The sequence below is a fragment of the Psychrobacillus sp. FSL K6-2365 genome (assembly GCF_038003165.1).
Taxonomy (GTDB): Bacteria; Bacillota; Bacilli; order Bacillales_A; family Planococcaceae; genus Psychrobacillus; species Psychrobacillus psychrodurans.
In genome coordinates this window covers 40,265-58,988 of sequence record NZ_JBBOOO010000001.1, presented here as the reverse complement: position 1 = coordinate 58,988, position 18,724 = coordinate 40,265, and the positions used below count along the sequence as shown (strand labels likewise).

Here is an 18,724-nt window from a genome sequence, read left to right as displayed (position 1 = left end):
TAAATAGAAAAAGGCTTTGTGCACGAAATCGTGCCAAAGCATTACTACTGTATCCATTTTTTTAAAGCATAGTAATTTGGGAACTTTTGAAGGGAATCCTGACACTCTTCACAAATACATTGCACAGTGAAATCTCCCTCTGCTCCATTTTTAATATATATATGTTGTTCTTCTTGAGTAATCTCATGTTTTTTTAAAAACTGGTCATCTATGCTATCAAATGGCAACTGCCCGATTTCTGTTTCACAATGGCGACATTTATAACGTATTGGCATGGCCATAAAAACCTCCTTTTTAGGAAGTATAGACCTGTTCTTCACTTTTTATGCACCATTGTATGTATTCATTACATCTAAAAATTTTTTTCCAAACCAATCTTCGCAAGCATCTGCACTATTCTTCACGGCCTGTATAATTTCTATTTTTTCATTTTCATTAAATTTAGATAGTACATAGTCGGGAACCTTCATCCCGTTATTAGGACGGTCCACTCCAATGCGGATTCGATTAAATTCTTGGGAACCTAAGTGTTGGATGATCGATTTAATACCATTATGTCCACCTGCACTACCTTTTTGTCTTAGACGTAGCTTTCCAACCTGTAAGTCTAAATCATCATAAATAACGACTATTTCATCATCATTCACTTCGTAGTAATCCATCATAGGTACAATACATTCACCCGACAGGTTCATATACGTTAATGGTTTTAAAAGCATAACCTTTTCCGTACCGATATGACCGATTCCAAACATCCCATTAAACTTAGACTGTGTAAGTGGTATATTTAATCGATTAGAAAGTTCATCAATTACATGAAACCCAATATTATGGCGAGTACCTTCATATTGTTTTCCAGGGTTTCCAAGACCAATGATAATTTTCATTTTCGTTCCATTCCTTTATTACAAGTTTTTATTAATCTTACCATATTCAAAACAAAAGAGGTTGCCTTAGGACAACCTCTTTTGTTTAATTATTCTTCTGTTGTTTCTTCTGTCTCTGACTCAGTCTCAGTTTCCTCTGTTTCTGCTTCCACTCGAGGTGCTGAAACTGTAACTAATGTAAAATCGTCATCGTTCGATATTGGATATCCAACTTTATCTCTAACATCTGCAACCGTTAATGTATCTCCAATAGCCATGCTAGACACGTCAATATCAATACTATCCGGAATATCTGAAGGTTTCACTGTAATGGTAATTTCACGATTTGGCTGTTGAAGCATACCACCCTCTGAAACACCAACTGAATCTCCCGTCACATTAACCGCAACATTTACTTCTAACTCTTCTTTCATATTGATCGCCAAAAAGTCTGCATGAATCATTTGTCCTTTTAGAATATTCATCTGATAATCACTCAACACTACGTTTACTGATTTACCATCAACATCAAGTTTTATAACACCATTACGACCAACCTCACGAAGTGTTTTTACGAAGTCTTTTTCATTAACTGCAATGGACTGGGATTCTAGTTCAAAGCCGTATACAATCGCTGGGATAAATCCACTGTTTCGAAGCTTTGCATTCTCTTTTTTATCACGCTTTTGTGTTTTTACAACTGTACTCATAATATTCTCAATCCTCCCGAAGTGTGTTCTATAAATATAAATACCCATCTTCGGCAAAATTCAAACATTTCTGAGATCAATCAAATAACGTGCTAACTGATTTCTCTTCGAAAACTCTTACAATTGCATCGCCCAATAACTTAGCAACAGACAATTCTTTAATCTTTGGTGACATTTTATCTTCCGCTAATTGAATAGAGTTTGTAATTACTAGCTCTTTAATAACTGAGTTATCGATACGTTCAATAGCCGGTCCAGATAAAACCGGGTGTGTACAGCAAGCATAAACTTCTTTTGCTCCGCTTTCCATCAATGCAGCAGCTGCGATAGAGATTGTTCCAGCTGTGTCAATAATATCATCGATTAAAATAGCCGTTTTTCCTTCTACATTACCTACAATATTCATAACCTCTGCCACGTTTGGTCGTGGACGACGTTTATCAATAATCGCGATCGGTGCCTTTAAACGATCTGCCATTTTACGGGCACGCGTTACTCCACCATGATCAGGAGAAACAATTACTAACTCCGCTGGATCAAAGTTCTTACCTAAGAAGTAATCGGATAATATTGGAGCAGCAACTAAATGATCTATCGGAATATTAAAGAATCCTTGAATTTGAGGAGCATGTAAATCAAGAACGATCGCACGAGTTGCACCTGCAGTTGTTAGTAGATCCGCTACAAGTTTAGCTGTAATTGGTTCACGAGCACGTGCCTTTCTGTCTTGGCGTGCATATCCATAGTAAGGGATTACCACACTAATTGTGCGAGCTGAAGCTCGTTTTAGTGCATCAAGCATAATTAATAATTCCATTAAATGCTCATTAACAGGACCTGAAGTTGATTGAACAATGAATACATCACATCCGCGGATACTTTCTTCGATATTAATCTGTACTTCACCATCACTAAATCTAGTTACTGTACTTTTACCTAGAGGTACTCCTACTTCTTTTGCGATTTCTTCTGCTAATTCCTTATTGGAATTTAGTGTAAAAATTTTCAACTTCGAATTTGCATATTGTTCTGGCATGATAATCCTCCTGGATAATGGGTTATTTTAGATTTAGTTTGTTAACGTAACCATCTTTGTTTTCCTGTCGTGCTCTACCAATTGCAAGTGCTTCACCAGGTACATCCTTTGTAATAGTTGAGCCTGCAGCTATATATGCTTTTTTACCAATCGTTACTGGTGCTACTAAGTTAGAATTACAACCAATAAAGGCATCGTCTTCAATCTTTGTGATAAATTTATTTTTTCCATCATAATTCACTGTAATAGTTCCACAACCAACATTGACGTTTGCTCCAATCGAAGCATCTCCCATGTAGCTTAAATGAGAAATTTTACTTCCATTGCCTACTGTGGACTTTTTCACTTCTACAAAGTTACCAATCTTCACATCATCTCCAACATCGGATTGAGGACGAATATGGGCAAACGGACCAATAGAGGCATGGTCTCCAACTTCACTAGATAATACAACTGATGAGTGTATCGTTGTTTCATCACCAATTACACTTGATACGATATGGCTATTCGGACCAATCGTACAGTTCATGCCAATTGTTGTTTTTCCTTCAATGATAACTCCAGGTTGAATAACTGTATCTGCTCCAATAACAGCTTCACTACTGATGTATGTATTTCTCGGGTCGATGATTGTGACGCCTTCACGCATATGATGCCTTGCAATACGTAAACGCATAGTCTCTTCTGCTTGAGATAAAGCAATGCGATCATTTACGCCTAGAATTTCCTCGAAGTCCCTTGCAGCATATGCTGAAATAATTTCATTTTCTTTTTGTAAGATTTCAATTACATCTGGTAAGTAATATTCACCTTGTGCATTATTATTATTAACTAACTTTAATGATTTAAATAGTGCTTCATTGTCAAAACAATACGTCCCTGAATTAATCTCACGTACAAGCTGTTCCTCTGTAGTAGCATCTTTTTGTTCAACAATACTTTGAACACTTCCATCCACAGAACGAATAACTCTACCGTAACCATTTGGGTTTTCTGCAATTGCTGTTAAAATAGTTGCTTTTGCTCCAGTTGCGTTATGATGTTCTAACAAATCATTCATTGTTTTTGCCGTGATAAGTGGCGTATCTCCACAGATAACAATAGTTGTTCCTGTTAGATTTTTTAGCACTTCTTCAGCCTGTAAAACAGCATGTGCTGTTCCTAGCTGTTCTTCTTGAAGAGCATATTCACTTCTCGTCCCTAGTCCACGTTGCACTTCTTCCGCTCCGTGTCCTACGATTGTTACGATTTTTTCCACACCAAGCTGTTCCATATTTGCTACAACATGTTCTACCATTGGCTTCCCACATACAGGATGTAATACTTTATACAAACTAGACTTCATACGTGTACCTTTACCGGCAGCTAATACAACCGCATAAGTATTTGTCATTTTTCAAGTTCCCTCCCGTGGGCTAATTTACTCTTTTGACTATAGCCGAAATGAGGAAAGATTTCAAGGAAATATCTCTTGACAAATACATGACAAAACAAGTACTATAGTTGAATTTCTTGAAGAATCGTCTAAATTATACTTGTTTTTTTAAAGTTCTAGAAAAAGGTAGCTTTTTTGGTGTTATAATTTTTATTTTTATTAAATAATTTGACAACAAAAAAAACCATCCCTTTTAAAGAAATGGTTTTTACTTTTCCTTTTCCTTTATACAGTAGGTTCTCCGACTTTTTCTTCAACCTCACTACTTAAATGATAGGCATATAGAATAGCTTCTTGAATTTTCGTGCGTGTTCCAACATTAATCGGGTGAGCGATATCTCTAAATTCACCTTCTGTCGTTCTTTTACTCGGCATCGCTACAAACAAACCATTATTTCCATCTATTACTCGAATATCATGCACAACAAATTCGTTGTCCAACGTAATGGAAGCGATAGCCCTCATACGGCCATCAGTCACTACTTTACGTAATCTTACGTCCGTTACTTCCATTCTCTCACCACCCTTTTTCAAAGTTACAAATATCTCTATCTATTTGTTATTCCACAAAAACTTCTTAATTCCTTCTTTCAAATAAGAATATTTTTAATATTTTAAATAATTTATTCTTGCTTGTACAAACCTTGCGCTATAAGTAGACAAATAAAAAAGGCGTTCTCCGAGGAAAACACCTTTAAGCTAATCTTTACACTTCTGCGATTACTTCGATTTCTACCTTAACATCTTTCGGTAGTCTTGCAACTTCTACCGCAGAGCGTGCGGGTTTGTGACCTGCAAAATGTTTTTCATAAGCTTCGTTAAATTCAGCGAAATCATTCATATCTTTTAAAAACACCAAAGTTTTTACTACTTGATTTAAAGACGAGCCAGCTTCTGTCAGTACTGCCTCTAAATTAGCAAAAACCTGCGCAGTCTGTTCTGTAATAGAGCCTTCCACTACTTCTCCTGCTGGAGTTAATGGGATCTGACCTGAACTGTAGAATATTCCATTCACAATCATTCCTTGTACGTACGGACCAATTGCTGCAGGTGCATTAGTTGTTGATACTGCTTTCATCTAAGTTACCACCTTTCTCAAAATAATTCCCTTGTGTTAAAGCAATTGTACCATCTTTTTCATTGACCTCGTGAAGCTTAACTAGAGATAAATGATCATTTACCAATTGTTCCCCTTGATGCTCTGCTTCTACCAGCACAGCAATTCCAGCTAACTCACAATTAAATTCCTCTAATAAACTTTTCATCCCATTAATCGTTCCTCCAACTTTCATGAAGTCGTCAGTGATTAAAACACGTTGTCCCTTCTCCATACTTCTTTTAGATAGAACCATCGTTTGGATGCGGCGTGCCGAGCCTGATACGTAATTTATACTAACTGTCGGTCCCTCTGTTACTTTACTATCTCTTCGCACAATGACTACAGGAACATTTAAATGTCTCGCTATTGCATGTGCTATTGGTATACCTTTAGTAGCTACCGTCATAATCGCATCAATTTTTGCATTAGCAAATGCAGATGCGAATACTTTACCGATTTTATTCATCAGCGATGGATTTCCTAACAGGTCCGTCATATATAAATACCCACCAGGTAATAAGCGATCCACTTTTGAAAGCTGTTCCATCAATTCTTGCGCTATTTCTACGATATCTTCTTCTGTCATTGTTGGTATAAACTTGACTCCACCTGCGGCTCCGGGAACAGTAACAAGTAAACCTCTGCCTCTCTCTTCAAAAGTTTCCTTTACAATAGTTAAATCCTCACTTATCGAAGATTTAGCAGATTGATATAAAGAAGCAAAGAATGTCAAAGGGATTAATTTATGCGGATGCTCCATAAGATATTGAGTCATATCTACAAGCCGTTCACTTCTTTTCCATTTCATAGTTTCACCTCCAAATACGAATGTTTTATAGAAAACTTACCACAAACATCCGGATTTAAGCAAGTGGTTCTCTATCACCCATTAAGCGAACTGCATATACCTCGTCGCAAAATCCACGAAGACCATTATATATTCTTTGGACTCTTGTCTCATGATCGACTATCCCAAACACAGTTGGACCGCTTCCACTCATCAATACAGCGTCCGCACCAAATTTTTTCATTTGGTCTTTTAAACCTGCCACCTCTGGATATAGTTTTAGAGTTACATCTTCCAATACGTTTCCGACAGAAGAACACATTAGATCAAAGTCTTTCTGTTGAATAGATTCAATCATTAGAGCAGTGTTTGGATGTTTTATTTCATTTATTTTTAGATTTCCATAGATGTCTGCAGTTGATACCCCAAGTGTCGGCTTCGCAAGGACTATCCAACAATTAGCTGGAGAAGGGAGTTCTTGTATCTTCTCTCCTCTTCCTGTTGCTAAAGCAGTTCCTCCGTACACACAAAACGGTACGTCCGAACCTATTTTAGAACCTATTTCAGCAAGTTCATCTAAAGAAAGCCCTAACTCCCAAATTACATTTAATCCTTTTAACGTGGCTGCTGCGTCACTGCTACCTCCAGCTAGCCCAGCTGCTACGGGAATGTTCTTTTCGATTGTAATAGAAACTCCTTGTTTCACTCGATAGATGTCTTTTAGAATCTTAGCGGCCTGATACGCTAGATTCCGATGATCATTTGGAACAAAGCGATCCACAGATAAAATATGTATAGCTCCATCTTCTCTTACCTCTAATCCTATACGGTCTGCTAAATCCACAGTAGTCATAATCATTTCTACTTCATGGTAACCGTCCGGACGTTTATGTAGTACATCTAGTGTTAGATTTATTTTAGCAGGTGCTTTTACGTAATACATTCCATCTGCTCCTTTTCCCAAATATGTTGTCCCCTATTTTAACACAGTGCATCAGGTATGCGGAAGTGAGATTCAGCTTCCCTAACTGGTAAAATAATTGAACAATTACAGAGATAAAGCATAGCTTATTAATAATCTATAATAGTAGTCTATATTATTAATCTATAAGATTACCTCTCCATAGCCTTCTACAACTTTCAGAAACTGGTCAGGACCTTAAAAAAGTAAGTAGAGAAGAGATAATCTTGAAAACAGAAGTAAAAATTTGTTCCGCCTTAAAATAATTAATTATGGCGATAAGCTATGCTAGATTTTATTAAGTTACCACACATTATATGGATCCAAATTCCACGCACAAATATTTAAAAAAGAGAAGACGGATTGCTCCGTCTTTTCTTTGTGCTAGTTGTTCTTTAGTTTTGTCTCTCGTGTGCATTAGTACTTCAATGAATAATTATGGTATATGCTTCTTTACTTTGGTGATTTCATTTGCTGTTCAGCCATTTCAATTGCTCGTTTTACCATATTACCTGCATCACGTGATTTAATTCCTCCCCAGCCCTCGGTTTTGACTACCTCATAAAATCCAAGATCTTTGGCTATCTCTTCTTTTAATTCTTTAGACATTATCCCTTTTCTAGACATAGGTGAATCCTCCTTTGGAACAACTAGCTTTTTTAGTATGTCCGCAATCCAAAAGAAAACCCCTATTCTAATAAAAAATTAGAAAAGAGGTTTTTAAAATTATAAAAATAAGAAATAAAAGTTCTAAAAAATCATTTTACAACTATCAAATTATTTGCTTCATCAAAAATAGTGATTTCTACTGCTTCGGTCAAAACATCTGCATAACTATAAGATACACGTTCAAAAGAGTTTTCATCTTGATCCAAATCGATAACAAATACTGCATGATATGTCTCTCTAAGTACACCTGCACGCTCTATTGTTTTCTTCCGTCCTCCGTTTGCTTTTAATTGCAAACGTTTGCCTAAATGATGATCTAATGACTTCTTAATATCAGCTAAAGTTTTTGGCATTTCGCATACACCTCACTGATTACTATCTTACCACCGTTTTTAAATTTTGTCAAACAAAATATTTTATCAATCATTCTATACAGTTGTCAACGTTTTTATTTAATAGCTATGCTCACTTTTTTATAAATATTACTTATTTTGTAACAAGTAAAATTAATGAAATTCTTCATATAGTTCATTAGATAATTTTCCGAACTCTTCTATACTTAATGTTTCTCCACGTCTTGTTGGATCAACGCCTGCTTTTCCTAAAGCTTGTATGATAATATCTTTTTTCGCTTTCCCGTTAGGTAGTGATGATTGTAGATTATTAATAATTGTTTTTCTTCTTTGAACAAAAGAACCACGAGAAACTTTAAATAGGAATTCTTCATCGATTACTTGAATTGGCGGTACTTCACGGCGAGTAAGTTTAATAACAGCTGAATCTACGTTTGGTTGTGGCATAAACACTGCTTTAGGAACAATCATTGCTATTTCTGCCTCCATATAGTACTGAATAGCAATAGACAAAGAACCATATGCTTTAGTTCCGGGGGATGCAGTGATTCGGTCTGCCACCTCTTTTTGCATCATAACAACCATACCACGTATAGGTAGACGATCCATCAACAGTTTCAACAATATCGGTGTCGTTACGTAGTATGGTAAATTTGCAACTACCATAACATCCTTATAGTTTTGAAGCTGACTTTCAAACATTTGTTGAACATCCACTTCTAAAATATCCGCATGAATAATTTCTACGTTGTCGTAAGGTGATAAAGTATCTGCTAAAACAGGTAACAGTCTTTGATCAATTTCAAAGGCTACTACTTTTCCTGCGGTTCTCGCTAAATGCTCCGTTAATGCTCCAATACCAGGTCCAATTTCAATTGCAGCAGATTCTACCGTAAGTTCAGCATGGCTTACAATATTACGTAAGATATTCGGGTCAATTAAGAAGTTTTGCCCTAAGCTTTTTTTGAATGAGAACCCGTATTTCTTTAGTATCTCTTGTGTACGTATTGGTGTTGCTATATCTTTTTGCATATATTATTTTCCTCCAAATTGAGTTGTGCAATTGCTTCTTCCACTTGTTGTTGACTAATTTGAAAAATAGATAGTCTTTTCTGTAGCTGTTTTCCATTGGTATATCCAATTTTCAATAATTCTCCCAATCTTGTTCGTCTTTCCTTCGAATGGGGATGGCCAATTAATTGCCCATCAACTAATATCGAAAGAGGTATTTCGATAAACGTTTCTTTGTCTGATTTTGGGGTATAAACATTAGAAAGAGCGGCGCGAATATCTTCGTCCTTTGCGTGTTCGATTCCTAATCCTTTTCCATTTTTTGCTATTGTTTTTTCTTTGGACAAAAATGCGTGTTTCACACCCGGAACCTGCTCTTCAATAATAGCGCGAATTCGTCTTCCTGGGTAATCTGGATCAGTAAATACAATGACACCACGTTTATCTTGAGCATGTTGGATTTTTATAAGTGTTTCTTTAGATATAGCTGAACCATTCGTTTCAATAGTATCTGCTTCTACAGAACGTTTTATAGCTGTTGTATCATCTTTTCCTTCAACAACTATTATTTCTTTTATTTGCAACTGGTTTTCCTCTTTTCCGTTTTTCCACCACTATATCTATCATAACGCAAAAAAGCTTTCCCAATCAACGAAAGGGAAAGCTATTAAAGTTAGTTTAAAACTTTCACGCGTACTTTTTGACGACCAAAGTCATATGCCTTCGATTTAGAGGGCATAAATACGTCAATCTTATTTCCTTTGATAGCTCCACCAGTATCTCCAGCTACCGCATAACCATAGCCTTCTACCCATACTTTTGAGCCCAGTGGAATAACACCAGGATCTACTGCAATAATCTTCAAATTTGGATTAGATTTCAAGTTAACCCCTGTTGCAGTTACGCCAGAACAACCGTTACAACTAGCAGTATAAGCAGTTGCTGTGACATAAAATTCTTTCCCTGTGGATGGAGTTGCTGACGAATTTGCTCCACGTGAAACACTAGCAGTCACGACTTTCGTTCCGACTGCCACCACTTTTTTGGTTGGCTCTTTAATAATCTTCTCGTTCACCATATTACGAGAGACCTCTTTACCGTTTTCTTTCACTACTTCATAAGTCCGTGAAACAGTTCCATTTACACCATCTTGTACTACTTTTTCTTTCCCTTTTAGTAGCGAGTCTTCTTTTTTCGTTTCTACCGCAAAGTTTGTTTCTTCCTCAACTACATCGGTGACCTTTTCTACTCGCACTACTTGTATTTCAGAATTCGGGACTACTAATTCATCCATTTTCTGTTTTACTCGGTCGAATTCACTCAATTGAATGTTATATAGTTTTAAAAAGTCAGCGACCGTAGTCGAAGTGGACCATACCTTCTTCTCTTCATTACCATCTAAAAGCGTTACTTCAAATGCTTTTTCAATAGCAATTTTGTTTTTAGGTCCAACCTCTGCATCTGCAGCAGGTGTTATCGCATCATGTTCAGTAACTGAAACATTTGCCTTTGCGAGTATTTCTGAAACTAAGTCATCAGTAGTTGTAAGTGTTTGAATTTCACCATCTACTGTGATTTCTATTTGTCTTGCCTGCTCCCACTCAATCGACAAATTATTTTCGATTGATGTGTTCACTGAGGGATGTAAAAAGTCTTCCTTGGCTACTACTATTTGATGACTATCTAATAATTCACCAACTGTATTTGCATGCGTTAATATATCTTGTTGTTCACCATTAACTGTTAAAGCAACAGTTTTCTTTGTTCCTTCGAATAAAACGAAAGAAACTACTGCAAGAAACAATAGTAAAGATACTACAGTTACTAAGGTTTGCTTGCTCCTCAATGAATGAAAGAACAGGTTTTTCATGGAATTATTTGACATGAAAAACGCCTCCTTGTTCACTGAAGTGATTATATAGAGTCCCAAAGAGGTTGTCAACAGTTAAGGTTTTTTTTGAAATTTAGGACATATAAAATATCTTCTTAATATTAGTACTTTTTTATTCCGTTATACCAAAGAATAATTCCGCATTTTTAGTAGTTACTTCTGCCACCTCTTCTATTGAAATTCCTTTTAGACGTGCTATTTCTTCCGCAACTAGTGTCACAAGAGCTGGTTCATTTCTTTTTCCTCGATAAGGGTGCGGAGTTAAATAAGGTGCATCTGTTTCAATTAGTAAATTTTCTAATGGAATTTTTGTTGCTACCTCTTTTGGTTTCTTTGCATTTTTAAAAGTTACCGGTCCACCAAGGGATATCATAAAATTCATCTCTATACATTGCTTTGCCGTTTCAACACTCCCTCCATAACAATGCATGATACCTCCTGTAATATGTGCTTCTTCTTCTTGTAGAATACGAATCACATCTTCAGTTGCATCACGATTATGGATAATAATCGGTAATTTTACTTTTTGGGCTAACCGTATTTGTTTTCGAAACAATATCTGTTGAACATTTTTAGGAGATTTGTCCCAATGATAATCTAGGCCCATTTCCCCTATACCAACAACCTTTTCGTGTGCTGCAAGTTCTTCAATCCATTTTAAGTCCTCTTCTGTACAATCAATTGCATCCACAGGATGCCATCCCACTACAGCATAGATAAAAGAATACTGCTCTACTAACTCCATAGCTCTTTCAATCGTGATACGATCAAAACCAATAACGACCATTTTTTTTACATTAGCTTCTAGTGCACGATTAATCACTTCTTGTAAATCTTCCTCGTACTGATCTGCATTTAAATGTACATGTGTATCAATAAACATTTTATCTTCCCCTTACCTATTAGTGGTTATTTTCTATTCTTTGCAATACTATTAAAAGAATACCTATTTTGAATTTATTCAACTTTGATAAGGTTTAGTTTTATAAATGACCTCTAAAATAGTATTTGAAAATATTATTTTAAATCAAAAGACCTGTCTGTAATACGACAGGTCTATTTTAACGATTATTTCACTTGAGCACCATTTTCAAGTTTTTCATCCACTGTAGCAAGTGTCAAATATCCATCTTTTTCACCTGCAAGAATCATTCCTTGAGATAACTCTCCTCTTAACTTCACAGGTTTTAAATTTGCTACTACAATTACTTTTTTACCAATAACGTCTTCAGGCTTGTAATGTTGGGCAATCCCAGAAATTACTTGACGCTTTTCATATCCCATATCTAGTTGCAGCTTTAGTAATTTATCTGCTTTAGGTACGGCCTCACACGATAAAACAGTTGCAACGCGTAAGTCCACCTTGAAAAAGTCATCGATTGAAATTTCTTCTGTTTGAGATTCTTCCTCTTCCTGAGGTGTTTGAACAGAGCCCCTCATTTGTTCACGAATATAAGCAACTTCTACATCTACATCTAACCGTGGGAAAATAGGAATTCCTGTTTTTATTACTGAAGTACCATCTTTAATAACATTAAATGAACCTAAATAGTCCCATTGCAAATAATCTACTGTAAAACCAACTTGTTCTGCAATTTGTTTCGGACTATTCGTCATAAATGGTTGGGCAAGTGTTGCAATTTGTCGAAGACTTTCTGCTAAATGTGTCATAACTGAAGCCAGTTGCCCTTTAGTTGCTTCGTCTTTTGCAAGTACCCATGGTTGAGTTTCATCAATATATTTATTTGTACGTGATACTAAAGCCCATAAATCCCCAAGCACTAAACTAAACTGCATTTTTTCCATATTTGCTTCATATTTATCAATTGTTTCCTTTGTAAATCCCTGTAACGTTTCATCAAACTCTGTCGGTTCACTTTGACTTACTGGAATTTTACCATCGAAATATTTATTAATCATTGAAACAGTTCTATTCAACAAATTCCCTAAATCATTTGCAAGGTCAAAGTTTGTTCTCTCTACGAACGATTCAGGGGAAAATACTCCATCTTGACCAAAAGGAAGTTCACGCAGTAGGAAATAACGTGTTGCATCTAATCCATAACGTTCTACTAACATTTCTGGGTATACAACGTTTCCTTTCGATTTAGACATTTTACCGTCTTTCATCATGATAAATCCATGAGCAAAAACCTTCTTAGGCAATGGTAAATCTAATGCCATTAGGAATATAGGCCAATAAATTGTATGGAAACGGACGATGTCTTTCCCTACTACATGGACATCTGCAGGCCAAAACTTTTGGAAAAGAGAATCATCATCTGATAAATAACCAAGTGAGGTAATATAATTAGTCAAGGCATCCACCCATACATAGATTACATGCTTAGGATCTCCTGGAACTTTAATACCCCAATCAAAGGACGTTCTTGATACTGACAAATCTTCTAAGCCCGGTTTAATGAAGTTATTGACCATTTCATTTTTTCTAGATTCTGGCTCTATAAATTCCACGTTTTGCTCATAATATGCCAATAAACGGTCCGCATATTTTTTCATATTAAAGAAGTATGATTCTTCCTTCACTTTTTGAACAGGACGACCACAGTCTGGACAGTTTCCTTCTATTAACTGCGTTTCAGTAAAGAAAGACTCACAAGGTGTACAATACCACCCTTCATATTCTCCCTTATAAATGTCCCCATTATCCAAGAATTTCTGGAATATTTTCTCTACTATTTTTGTATGACGTTCTTCTGTAGTTTGGATAAAATCATCATAAGAAATATCCATTAAAGCCCATACCTTTTTGGCCGCTTCTGCAATTTCATTTACATAAATTTGAGGCTCTTTTCCTGCCTCCTGTGCTTTTTCTTGAATTTTTTGACCGTGCTCGTCCATTCCTGTTAGGAAACGAACTTCATATCCCCTAAGTCTTTTATATCTGGCCATTGCATCGGAAGCAACGGTTGTATACGCGGTTCCAATGTGAAATTTTCCACTCGGATAATAAATAGGCGTTGTTAAATAGAATGTTTTCTGTTGATCTTTCAATGTAAAGATGCCTCCAATGTTGATTCTCTTTATTCTTTATTCTATCTAAATGAAGAGTTTGTTTCAATCAATTCATTTATTCATGTTTGTCGAATGAAAATTACCAAACAGCAAACTTCAAAAAACTAGATAATATATCAAAATAATTCCTATTTTCCTTTAAAAGAATGGATTTTTTATTAAAAACTAATTTAAATATCAAAATAATATTATATTACTCTCTTTCGCTAAAGCATTAATTATTGACGAAAATGGCAGTACTTGGTATGATATATTACATAAAAGAGGTTTATGTCGAATCTTGGCGAAAAATATGCACTCTTGAGGGGAGAATAATTTTTTATGAAATCTACAGGTATTGTACGTAAAGTTGATGAATTAGGTCGTGTAGTTATTCCAATTGAATTACGTCGCACGCTGGGTATTGCTGAAAAAGATGCATTAGAAATTTATGTAGATGATGATAAAATCATCCTAAAAAAATATATGCCAAATATGACTTGTGCTGTAACTGGTGAGGTATCAGATGACAACCTACGTCTAGTTGGCGGAAAACTGATTCTAAGTGCAGAAGGTGCAGAATTACTAATTAAAGAGATTCAAAGTAACTTAAAATAATTAGAAAAAAAACCGTAAACTTTATAAGTTTACGGTTTTTTTACTCTACATGATAATTTTGATAAACTTCTCTTTTAGATAAACCTCTTTGGATGGCTACTTCTTTAATAGCTTCCTTTGACGTACACTGTTTTTCTTCTATTAAATGGTCCACATGTTCTTCTAGTGTTAGTTCTGACCACCATGGTGTTTCTTCATTCGATTCTACCGCATCTTCGTTTCCTTCTAATACTATACAGAATTCTCCCCGAATCTCAGCCTGCTCCACCCACTCTACAGCTTCGTCAATCGTACCTCTTAAAAACTCTTCAAATCTCTTTGTTATCTCACGTGCTAGTACAATTTTACGTGTCCCTTCAATAATAGATTGTAAATCACGTAATGATTCCTTTAAGCGATGTGGTGACTCATATAAAATAATGGACTCCTGTCTATTTTGAAGTTTTTCAATTTCCAGTTTTCTTTCTTTTTTATTGCGACTTAAAAAGCCGTAAAAGAAAAATGGCTGTGTTGAAAGTCCAGATGCAATTAGAGCACTTAGTGCAGCGTTTGCTCCAGGGATCGGTACAATCGCAAATCCTTCTTTTACTGCTTTAGCAGCAATATCTGCACCAGGATCAGATATACAAGGGAGACCCGCATCACTTACTAATGCTATTTGTTTACCCTCTCTTAACAATTCCATCAGCTTTTCTCCGCCTGACTGCAGGTTATGATCATGATAACTAATAAGAGGGGTAGAAATCTCGAAGTAGTTACACAATTTTTTTGTATTTCTTGTATCTTCTGCTGCAATAATATCAACTTCTTTTAGTATTCGAATAGCCCTCATCGTCATATCTTCTAGATTCCCAATGGGCGTTGCAACTAAATACAAGCAGCTGCTTTGTTCATGCTCAATTGATTTCTGAGATTTCATCATTTACTTGTCCCCATATAATTTATTTTTTGTTTTCTTGTTAGCTGTTTAAAAGCGTACTCTGCTTGCATTGCCTCTTGCTTTGTTTCGTACAGTTCACTATATATACAACTAACTGGTCGCTTGGCACGTGTATACTTTGCTCCCTTTCCTGCATTATGTACATTTATTCTTTTAACTAAATCATTCGTATAACCCGCGTAATAGGACCCATCCTTACATTCTAACACGTAAAAAGTATGCTGTTTTTCATTCTTTTCCATACAACATCTCTTTTACTTCTTGTGTATATTTACCATCATCTCCGTACACATATAAAGGAGGTAATATCTTCAAGTCTGGCTTTCCATCTTTTATACCTTCAATCAGCAATGTATTTGCTTCCTTTCCTTCTTTTGGATAGACAAAACGAATTCTTTTAGGCTCTAAACGATTAGCCCTCATCGAAGTTACAATATCAAGAAGTCTACCAGGACGATGAACAAAGGAAGCCTTTCCACCTTGTTTTAATAATTCGCTAGCAGATTGAACTGCCTCCTCCAAGGTAAGATGAATTTCATGTCGAGCAATTGCCAAATGCTCTTTTAAATTTTTCTCACTTGCCTCATGAGCTGGAAAATAGGGCGGGTTACAAGTAACAACATCAAATTTTTCAGAACCAAGCTTTTTAGCAATACCCTTTACATCCGCTGTCATCATTGTAATTTGTTCTACAAGGTTATTGAACTGAACACTTCTTGTAGCCATATCTGCTAGCCTTTCTTGTAATTCAACACCTATGATTTCGGCTTTTGTCCGAGCACTTAGAAATAATGGAATTGCTCCATTTCCTGAGCACATATCTATAATTTTCCCTTTTTTAATCGGGACATATGTAAATCTTGATAGCAATACTGCATCCAAAGAAAAAGAGAAGACAGAAGGACTTTGTATGATACGTAAATCTTCTGCCAATAAATAATCAAGTCGTTCGTCATCCTTTAACCATAGTTCCATAATTGTTACCCCCAAGGAAAACAAAAGACTGACCCCACTTATGGAGTGGCATCAGTCAATTGTTTATGTGTTTTGTTTGTTTAAAAACGATAGACAAAATAGACAATCTTCTTCTTTACGAGAACTTCCAAAGTGAACATGACACACATGGTAGCCTTCTTGATAGAGACGAGCGAGATTATCATGGCCCTCTCCTACATCCAACTTGTTCAATTTCTCATCTCGCAATTTTTCAATAATTAATTCTTTTTCATGCATTTCATCGAGTCGTTGTCTTAAATGATTATTCTCTTGTTGTAGCGCTTCACGTTCTTCAACCATTATCGCCACAAATTCTTTTAAAGCGCGAAATTGCAGCTGCGTGGACTCTAATTGTTTTTCAAAATCTATAATTGTATCAAAAAAATTGCGGTCCATCACACATTCACCTCATTGCCCCGACCATTGCACCTGATTTGTTGCATGGTTTGTAATTTCTTCTAAAGTATAATCTAGAACACGTTGTGGATCAGGTAATTCTATACGTAAAATTCGCTCCAAAATATTCATACTTACTACTCTACCTAGCCCATCAGGTGTTTCAACTTTATCACCAATATCCGGCATTTGTTCTCTAGCAGTTTCATATTCATCGTTCTCATACTTTAAGCAGCACATAAGTCGGCCACAAAGTCCAGAAATTTTAGATGGATTCAACGATAAATTTTGATCTTTTGCCATTTTTATAGAAACTGGCTCAAAATCACCTAGAAATGTAGAACAACAAAGCATACGACCACAAGGACCTATACCACCTAACATTTTAGCTTCATCACGAACTCCAATTTGTCTAAGTTCAATTCGAGTTCTAAATACTGACGCTAAATCTTTCACCAAATCTCGAAAGTCTACACGACCTTCTGCAGTAAAATAAAAAATAATTTTGTTTCGGTCGAATGTATATTCAACGTCAACTAACTTCATTTCAAGATTTCTTTCGATAATCTTGTCAGTCCCAAGTGCAAGAGCTTGAGCTGATTCTAATCTATTTTCCTCTACTTGAATACGATCTTTATCCGTAGAAGGTCTTACTACTTGTTTTAAAGGAAGTACAACGTCATGTTCCTCAACTTGCTTGATCGGAACTACTACTTTACCGTACTCCACTCCTCTTGCTGTTTCGACGATTACATAATCATCTTTCTCTAAAGCAAAATCCACTGGATCAAAATAATATATTTTACCCGCTTTTTTAAAGCGGACTCCTACCACATTATACAAAAGTAAATCCCTCCTGCAGGTTAAGCATTAACTGCTCCATCATCAGTGTTCGATTCATATTTTTATGCAAGTTTTGTTTTGCATGTAAAATCATTTCTAATTGCTTCGATAATTGCTCATACGTTGTTTGTAGGGCAACCTGTTTCCAATAAGAATTCATATCTGGAAAAGTACAATCTGCGATGGGACTTGCTTTTATAGCTACTATATCACGATATGCGAATAGTAGTAAATCTAACGCTTGTTCTGCCTGCTCTTTCTCTTTGAGCAAAGTTCCAAAATCTTCATGTATACACATCAATGCATCTTGAACACTTCTTCCATTTGCTTCAACCAATTTTAACACTGATTTCCTTACAAGTCCAAACTGCTCATCTTTCGCTAAATTAATTGCTTCTTCTACTTGATTCGTCATTTTACAAACAGTAGAAGCCATAGATTCAGTGATTCCCTCTTCTATTAACTTCTGCTTTAAAATAGCAGTTGGCATTGGAGATAAAGTTAAGTGCTGACATCTGGATCGAATGGTTGGAAGTAAAGCATGCATTCTATCGGTTAATAGTATGGCCGTAATCTCACTTTGAGGTTCTTCTAAAAACTTCAATAACGTATTTGCAGCACTGGCATTTAATTGGTCTGCATGATGTATTACATATATTTTTCGTTGTTTTTCAATAGTAGTTTTACTTAACGTATGAACCAATTCATCTACTTGTCCCTTTTTTATAAACTGACCATCAGGTTCCAGTTGCATAAAGTTAAGGTGATTGAAGGACTTTAATCTTTTACATGATCGACATGTTTCACATGGAACATTATTTACTGGATTTTCACAATATATGAGCTGAACAAAAAATTGCATAACTTTCTTTTTTCCAGTTCCTTTAGCTCCTTCTAGAATATAGGCATGTCCGATTCGATTTTTAGATACAATTGTTTGAATTTGTTTAAATACGTTCGGTTGTAATTTTTCTACGCCTTCAATCGACCAGTTTTCCATCTCCTTCACCTCTTTCTAAGAAAAGTACAAGCATTTAGTCAGTGCAAAAATGATACTGAGTTATAATATATGCTTTTTTTGAAAAATCCCGCGTTTCG

At 35.8% G+C, this 18,724-nt stretch carries 23 protein-coding genes; 1 reads left to right on the top strand and 22 read right to left on the bottom strand.

Going from position 1 to position 18,724, the window contains the following annotated elements:
• Positions 1 to 44: 44 nt before the first annotated feature.
• The 16 genes from MKY29_RS00285 to metG form a co-directional block, all read right to left on the bottom strand.
• The gene (locus MKY29_RS00285) at positions 45 to 281 is read right to left on the bottom strand and encodes an anti-sigma-F factor Fin (RefSeq protein ID WP_241600580.1); all 237 of its coding nucleotides are present in this window, start codon (positions 279 to 281) and stop codon (positions 45 to 47) included.
• A 42-nt stretch (positions 282 to 323) separates the two neighbouring features.
• Positions 324 to 887: an aminoacyl-tRNA hydrolase gene (gene pth, locus MKY29_RS00280; RefSeq protein WP_090570798.1), complete on the bottom strand. Its 564-nt coding sequence runs from the start codon at positions 885 to 887 to the stop codon at positions 324 to 326.
• Positions 888 to 976: 89 nt separating this feature from the next.
• Positions 977 to 1,576 carry a 50S ribosomal protein L25/general stress protein Ctc gene (locus MKY29_RS00275; RefSeq protein WP_090570796.1) on the bottom strand — a complete coding sequence of 200 codons (600 nt, stop codon included), beginning with the start codon at positions 1,574 to 1,576 and terminating at the stop codon, positions 977 to 979.
• A gap of 76 nt (positions 1,577 to 1,652) precedes the next feature.
• Positions 1,653 to 2,612 (bottom strand): ribose-phosphate diphosphokinase, encoded by a 960-nt coding sequence (locus tag MKY29_RS00270; protein ID WP_090570794.1) that lies wholly within the window; start codon positions 2,610 to 2,612, stop codon positions 1,653 to 1,655.
• A gap of 22 nt (positions 2,613 to 2,634) precedes the next feature.
• Positions 2,635 to 4,005, bottom strand: coding sequence for a bifunctional UDP-N-acetylglucosamine diphosphorylase/glucosamine-1-phosphate N-acetyltransferase GlmU (gene glmU / locus MKY29_RS00265; protein WP_340878679.1), 1,371 nt, complete (start codon positions 4,003 to 4,005; stop codon positions 2,635 to 2,637).
• 267 nt (positions 4,006 to 4,272) lie between these two features.
• Positions 4,273 to 4,560, bottom strand: a complete 288-nt coding sequence (spoVG, locus tag MKY29_RS00260) for a septation regulator SpoVG (protein WP_090570788.1) — start codon at positions 4,558 to 4,560, stop codon at positions 4,273 to 4,275.
• 193 nt (positions 4,561 to 4,753) lie between these two features.
• Positions 4,754 to 5,125 (bottom strand): RidA family protein, encoded by a 372-nt coding sequence (locus MKY29_RS00255; RefSeq protein WP_340878678.1) that lies wholly within the window; start codon positions 5,123 to 5,125, stop codon positions 4,754 to 4,756.
• Complete coding sequence (gene purR / locus MKY29_RS00250) at positions 5,103 to 5,954, bottom strand: pur operon repressor (RefSeq protein WP_090570782.1); 852 nt, start codon at positions 5,952 to 5,954, stop codon at positions 5,103 to 5,105. Before purR ends, MKY29_RS00255 begins: the two co-directional genes overlap by 23 nt.
• 55 nt (positions 5,955 to 6,009) lie before the next feature.
• Positions 6,010 to 6,876, bottom strand: a complete 867-nt coding sequence (ispE, locus tag MKY29_RS00245; RefSeq protein ID WP_090570889.1) for a 4-(cytidine 5'-diphospho)-2-C-methyl-D-erythritol kinase — start codon at positions 6,874 to 6,876, stop codon at positions 6,010 to 6,012.
• A 471-nt stretch (positions 6,877 to 7,347) separates the two neighbouring features.
• Entirely contained in the window at positions 7,348 to 7,521 is a 174-nt protein-coding gene (locus MKY29_RS00240; protein ID WP_090570780.1) for a small, acid-soluble spore protein, alpha/beta type, read from the bottom strand.
• A 131-nt stretch (positions 7,522 to 7,652) separates the two neighbouring features.
• Positions 7,653 to 7,916, bottom strand: coding sequence for a biofilm formation stimulator Veg (gene veg, locus MKY29_RS00235; RefSeq protein ID WP_090570777.1), 264 nt, complete (start codon positions 7,914 to 7,916; stop codon positions 7,653 to 7,655).
• Between the two features lie 153 nt (positions 7,917 to 8,069).
• A complete protein-coding gene (gene rsmA, locus MKY29_RS00230; protein WP_340878677.1) occupies positions 8,070 to 8,948 on the bottom strand; it encodes a 16S rRNA (adenine(1518)-N(6)/adenine(1519)-N(6))-dimethyltransferase RsmA in 879 nt (292 codons plus the stop codon).
• Positions 8,933 to 9,511, bottom strand: a complete 579-nt coding sequence (rnmV, locus tag MKY29_RS00225) for a ribonuclease M5 (RefSeq protein WP_090570771.1) — start codon at positions 9,509 to 9,511, stop codon at positions 8,933 to 8,935. The genes rsmA and rnmV overlap by 16 nt, the downstream gene beginning before the upstream one ends.
• 89 nt (positions 9,512 to 9,600) lie before the next feature.
• Positions 9,601 to 10,812 (bottom strand): G5 and 3D domain-containing protein, encoded by a 1,212-nt coding sequence (locus MKY29_RS00220; protein ID WP_090570768.1) that lies wholly within the window; start codon positions 10,810 to 10,812, stop codon positions 9,601 to 9,603.
• A gap of 118 nt (positions 10,813 to 10,930) precedes the next feature.
• Positions 10,931 to 11,701, bottom strand: coding sequence for a TatD family hydrolase (locus tag MKY29_RS00215; protein WP_090570765.1), 771 nt, complete (start codon positions 11,699 to 11,701; stop codon positions 10,931 to 10,933).
• Between the two features lie 185 nt (positions 11,702 to 11,886).
• Positions 11,887 to 13,833 (bottom strand): methionine--tRNA ligase, encoded by a 1,947-nt coding sequence (metG, locus tag MKY29_RS00210; protein WP_090570762.1) that lies wholly within the window; start codon positions 13,831 to 13,833, stop codon positions 11,887 to 11,889.
• Positions 13,834 to 14,175: 342 nt separating this feature from the next.
• On the opposite strand from metG, the gene MKY29_RS00205 reads away from it, so the two are divergent.
• Entirely contained in the window at positions 14,176 to 14,451 is a 276-nt protein-coding gene (locus tag MKY29_RS00205) for an AbrB/MazE/SpoVT family DNA-binding domain-containing protein (RefSeq protein ID WP_090570759.1), read from the top strand.
• A gap of 40 nt (positions 14,452 to 14,491) precedes the next feature.
• Here the strand turns inward: MKY29_RS00205 and rsmI are convergent, their stop codons facing one another.
• The 6 genes from rsmI to holB all read right to left on the bottom strand — a co-directional run bounded on the left by rsmI (position 14,492) and on the right by holB (position 18,626).
• Complete coding sequence (gene rsmI / locus MKY29_RS00200; protein ID WP_090570886.1) at positions 14,492 to 15,370, bottom strand: 16S rRNA (cytidine(1402)-2'-O)-methyltransferase; 879 nt, start codon at positions 15,368 to 15,370, stop codon at positions 14,492 to 14,494.
• Entirely contained in the window at positions 15,370 to 15,633 is a 264-nt protein-coding gene (locus tag MKY29_RS00195) for a GIY-YIG nuclease family protein (RefSeq protein ID WP_090570757.1), read from the bottom strand. The genes rsmI and MKY29_RS00195 overlap by 1 nt, the downstream gene beginning before the upstream one ends.
• Positions 15,620 to 16,366 (bottom strand): tRNA1(Val) (adenine(37)-N6)-methyltransferase, encoded by a 747-nt coding sequence (locus MKY29_RS00190; RefSeq protein ID WP_090570754.1) that lies wholly within the window; start codon positions 16,364 to 16,366, stop codon positions 15,620 to 15,622. The genes MKY29_RS00195 and MKY29_RS00190 overlap by 14 nt, the downstream gene beginning before the upstream one ends.
• Positions 16,367 to 16,429: 63 nt before the next feature.
• On the bottom strand, positions 16,430 to 16,783 hold the full coding sequence (gene yabA, locus MKY29_RS00185) for a DNA replication initiation control protein YabA (protein WP_340878676.1): 354 nt from the start codon (positions 16,781 to 16,783) through the stop codon (positions 16,430 to 16,432).
• A 12-nt stretch (positions 16,784 to 16,795) separates the two neighbouring features.
• Positions 16,796 to 17,626 carry a PSP1 domain-containing protein gene (locus MKY29_RS00180; protein ID WP_090570747.1) on the bottom strand — a complete coding sequence of 277 codons (831 nt, stop codon included), beginning with the start codon at positions 17,624 to 17,626 and terminating at the stop codon, positions 16,796 to 16,798.
• A complete protein-coding gene (holB, locus tag MKY29_RS00175; RefSeq protein ID WP_093496465.1) occupies positions 17,619 to 18,626 on the bottom strand; it encodes a DNA polymerase III subunit delta' in 1,008 nt (335 codons plus the stop codon). Before holB ends, MKY29_RS00180 begins: the two co-directional genes overlap by 8 nt.
• Positions 18,627 to 18,724 lie beyond the last annotated feature (98 nt).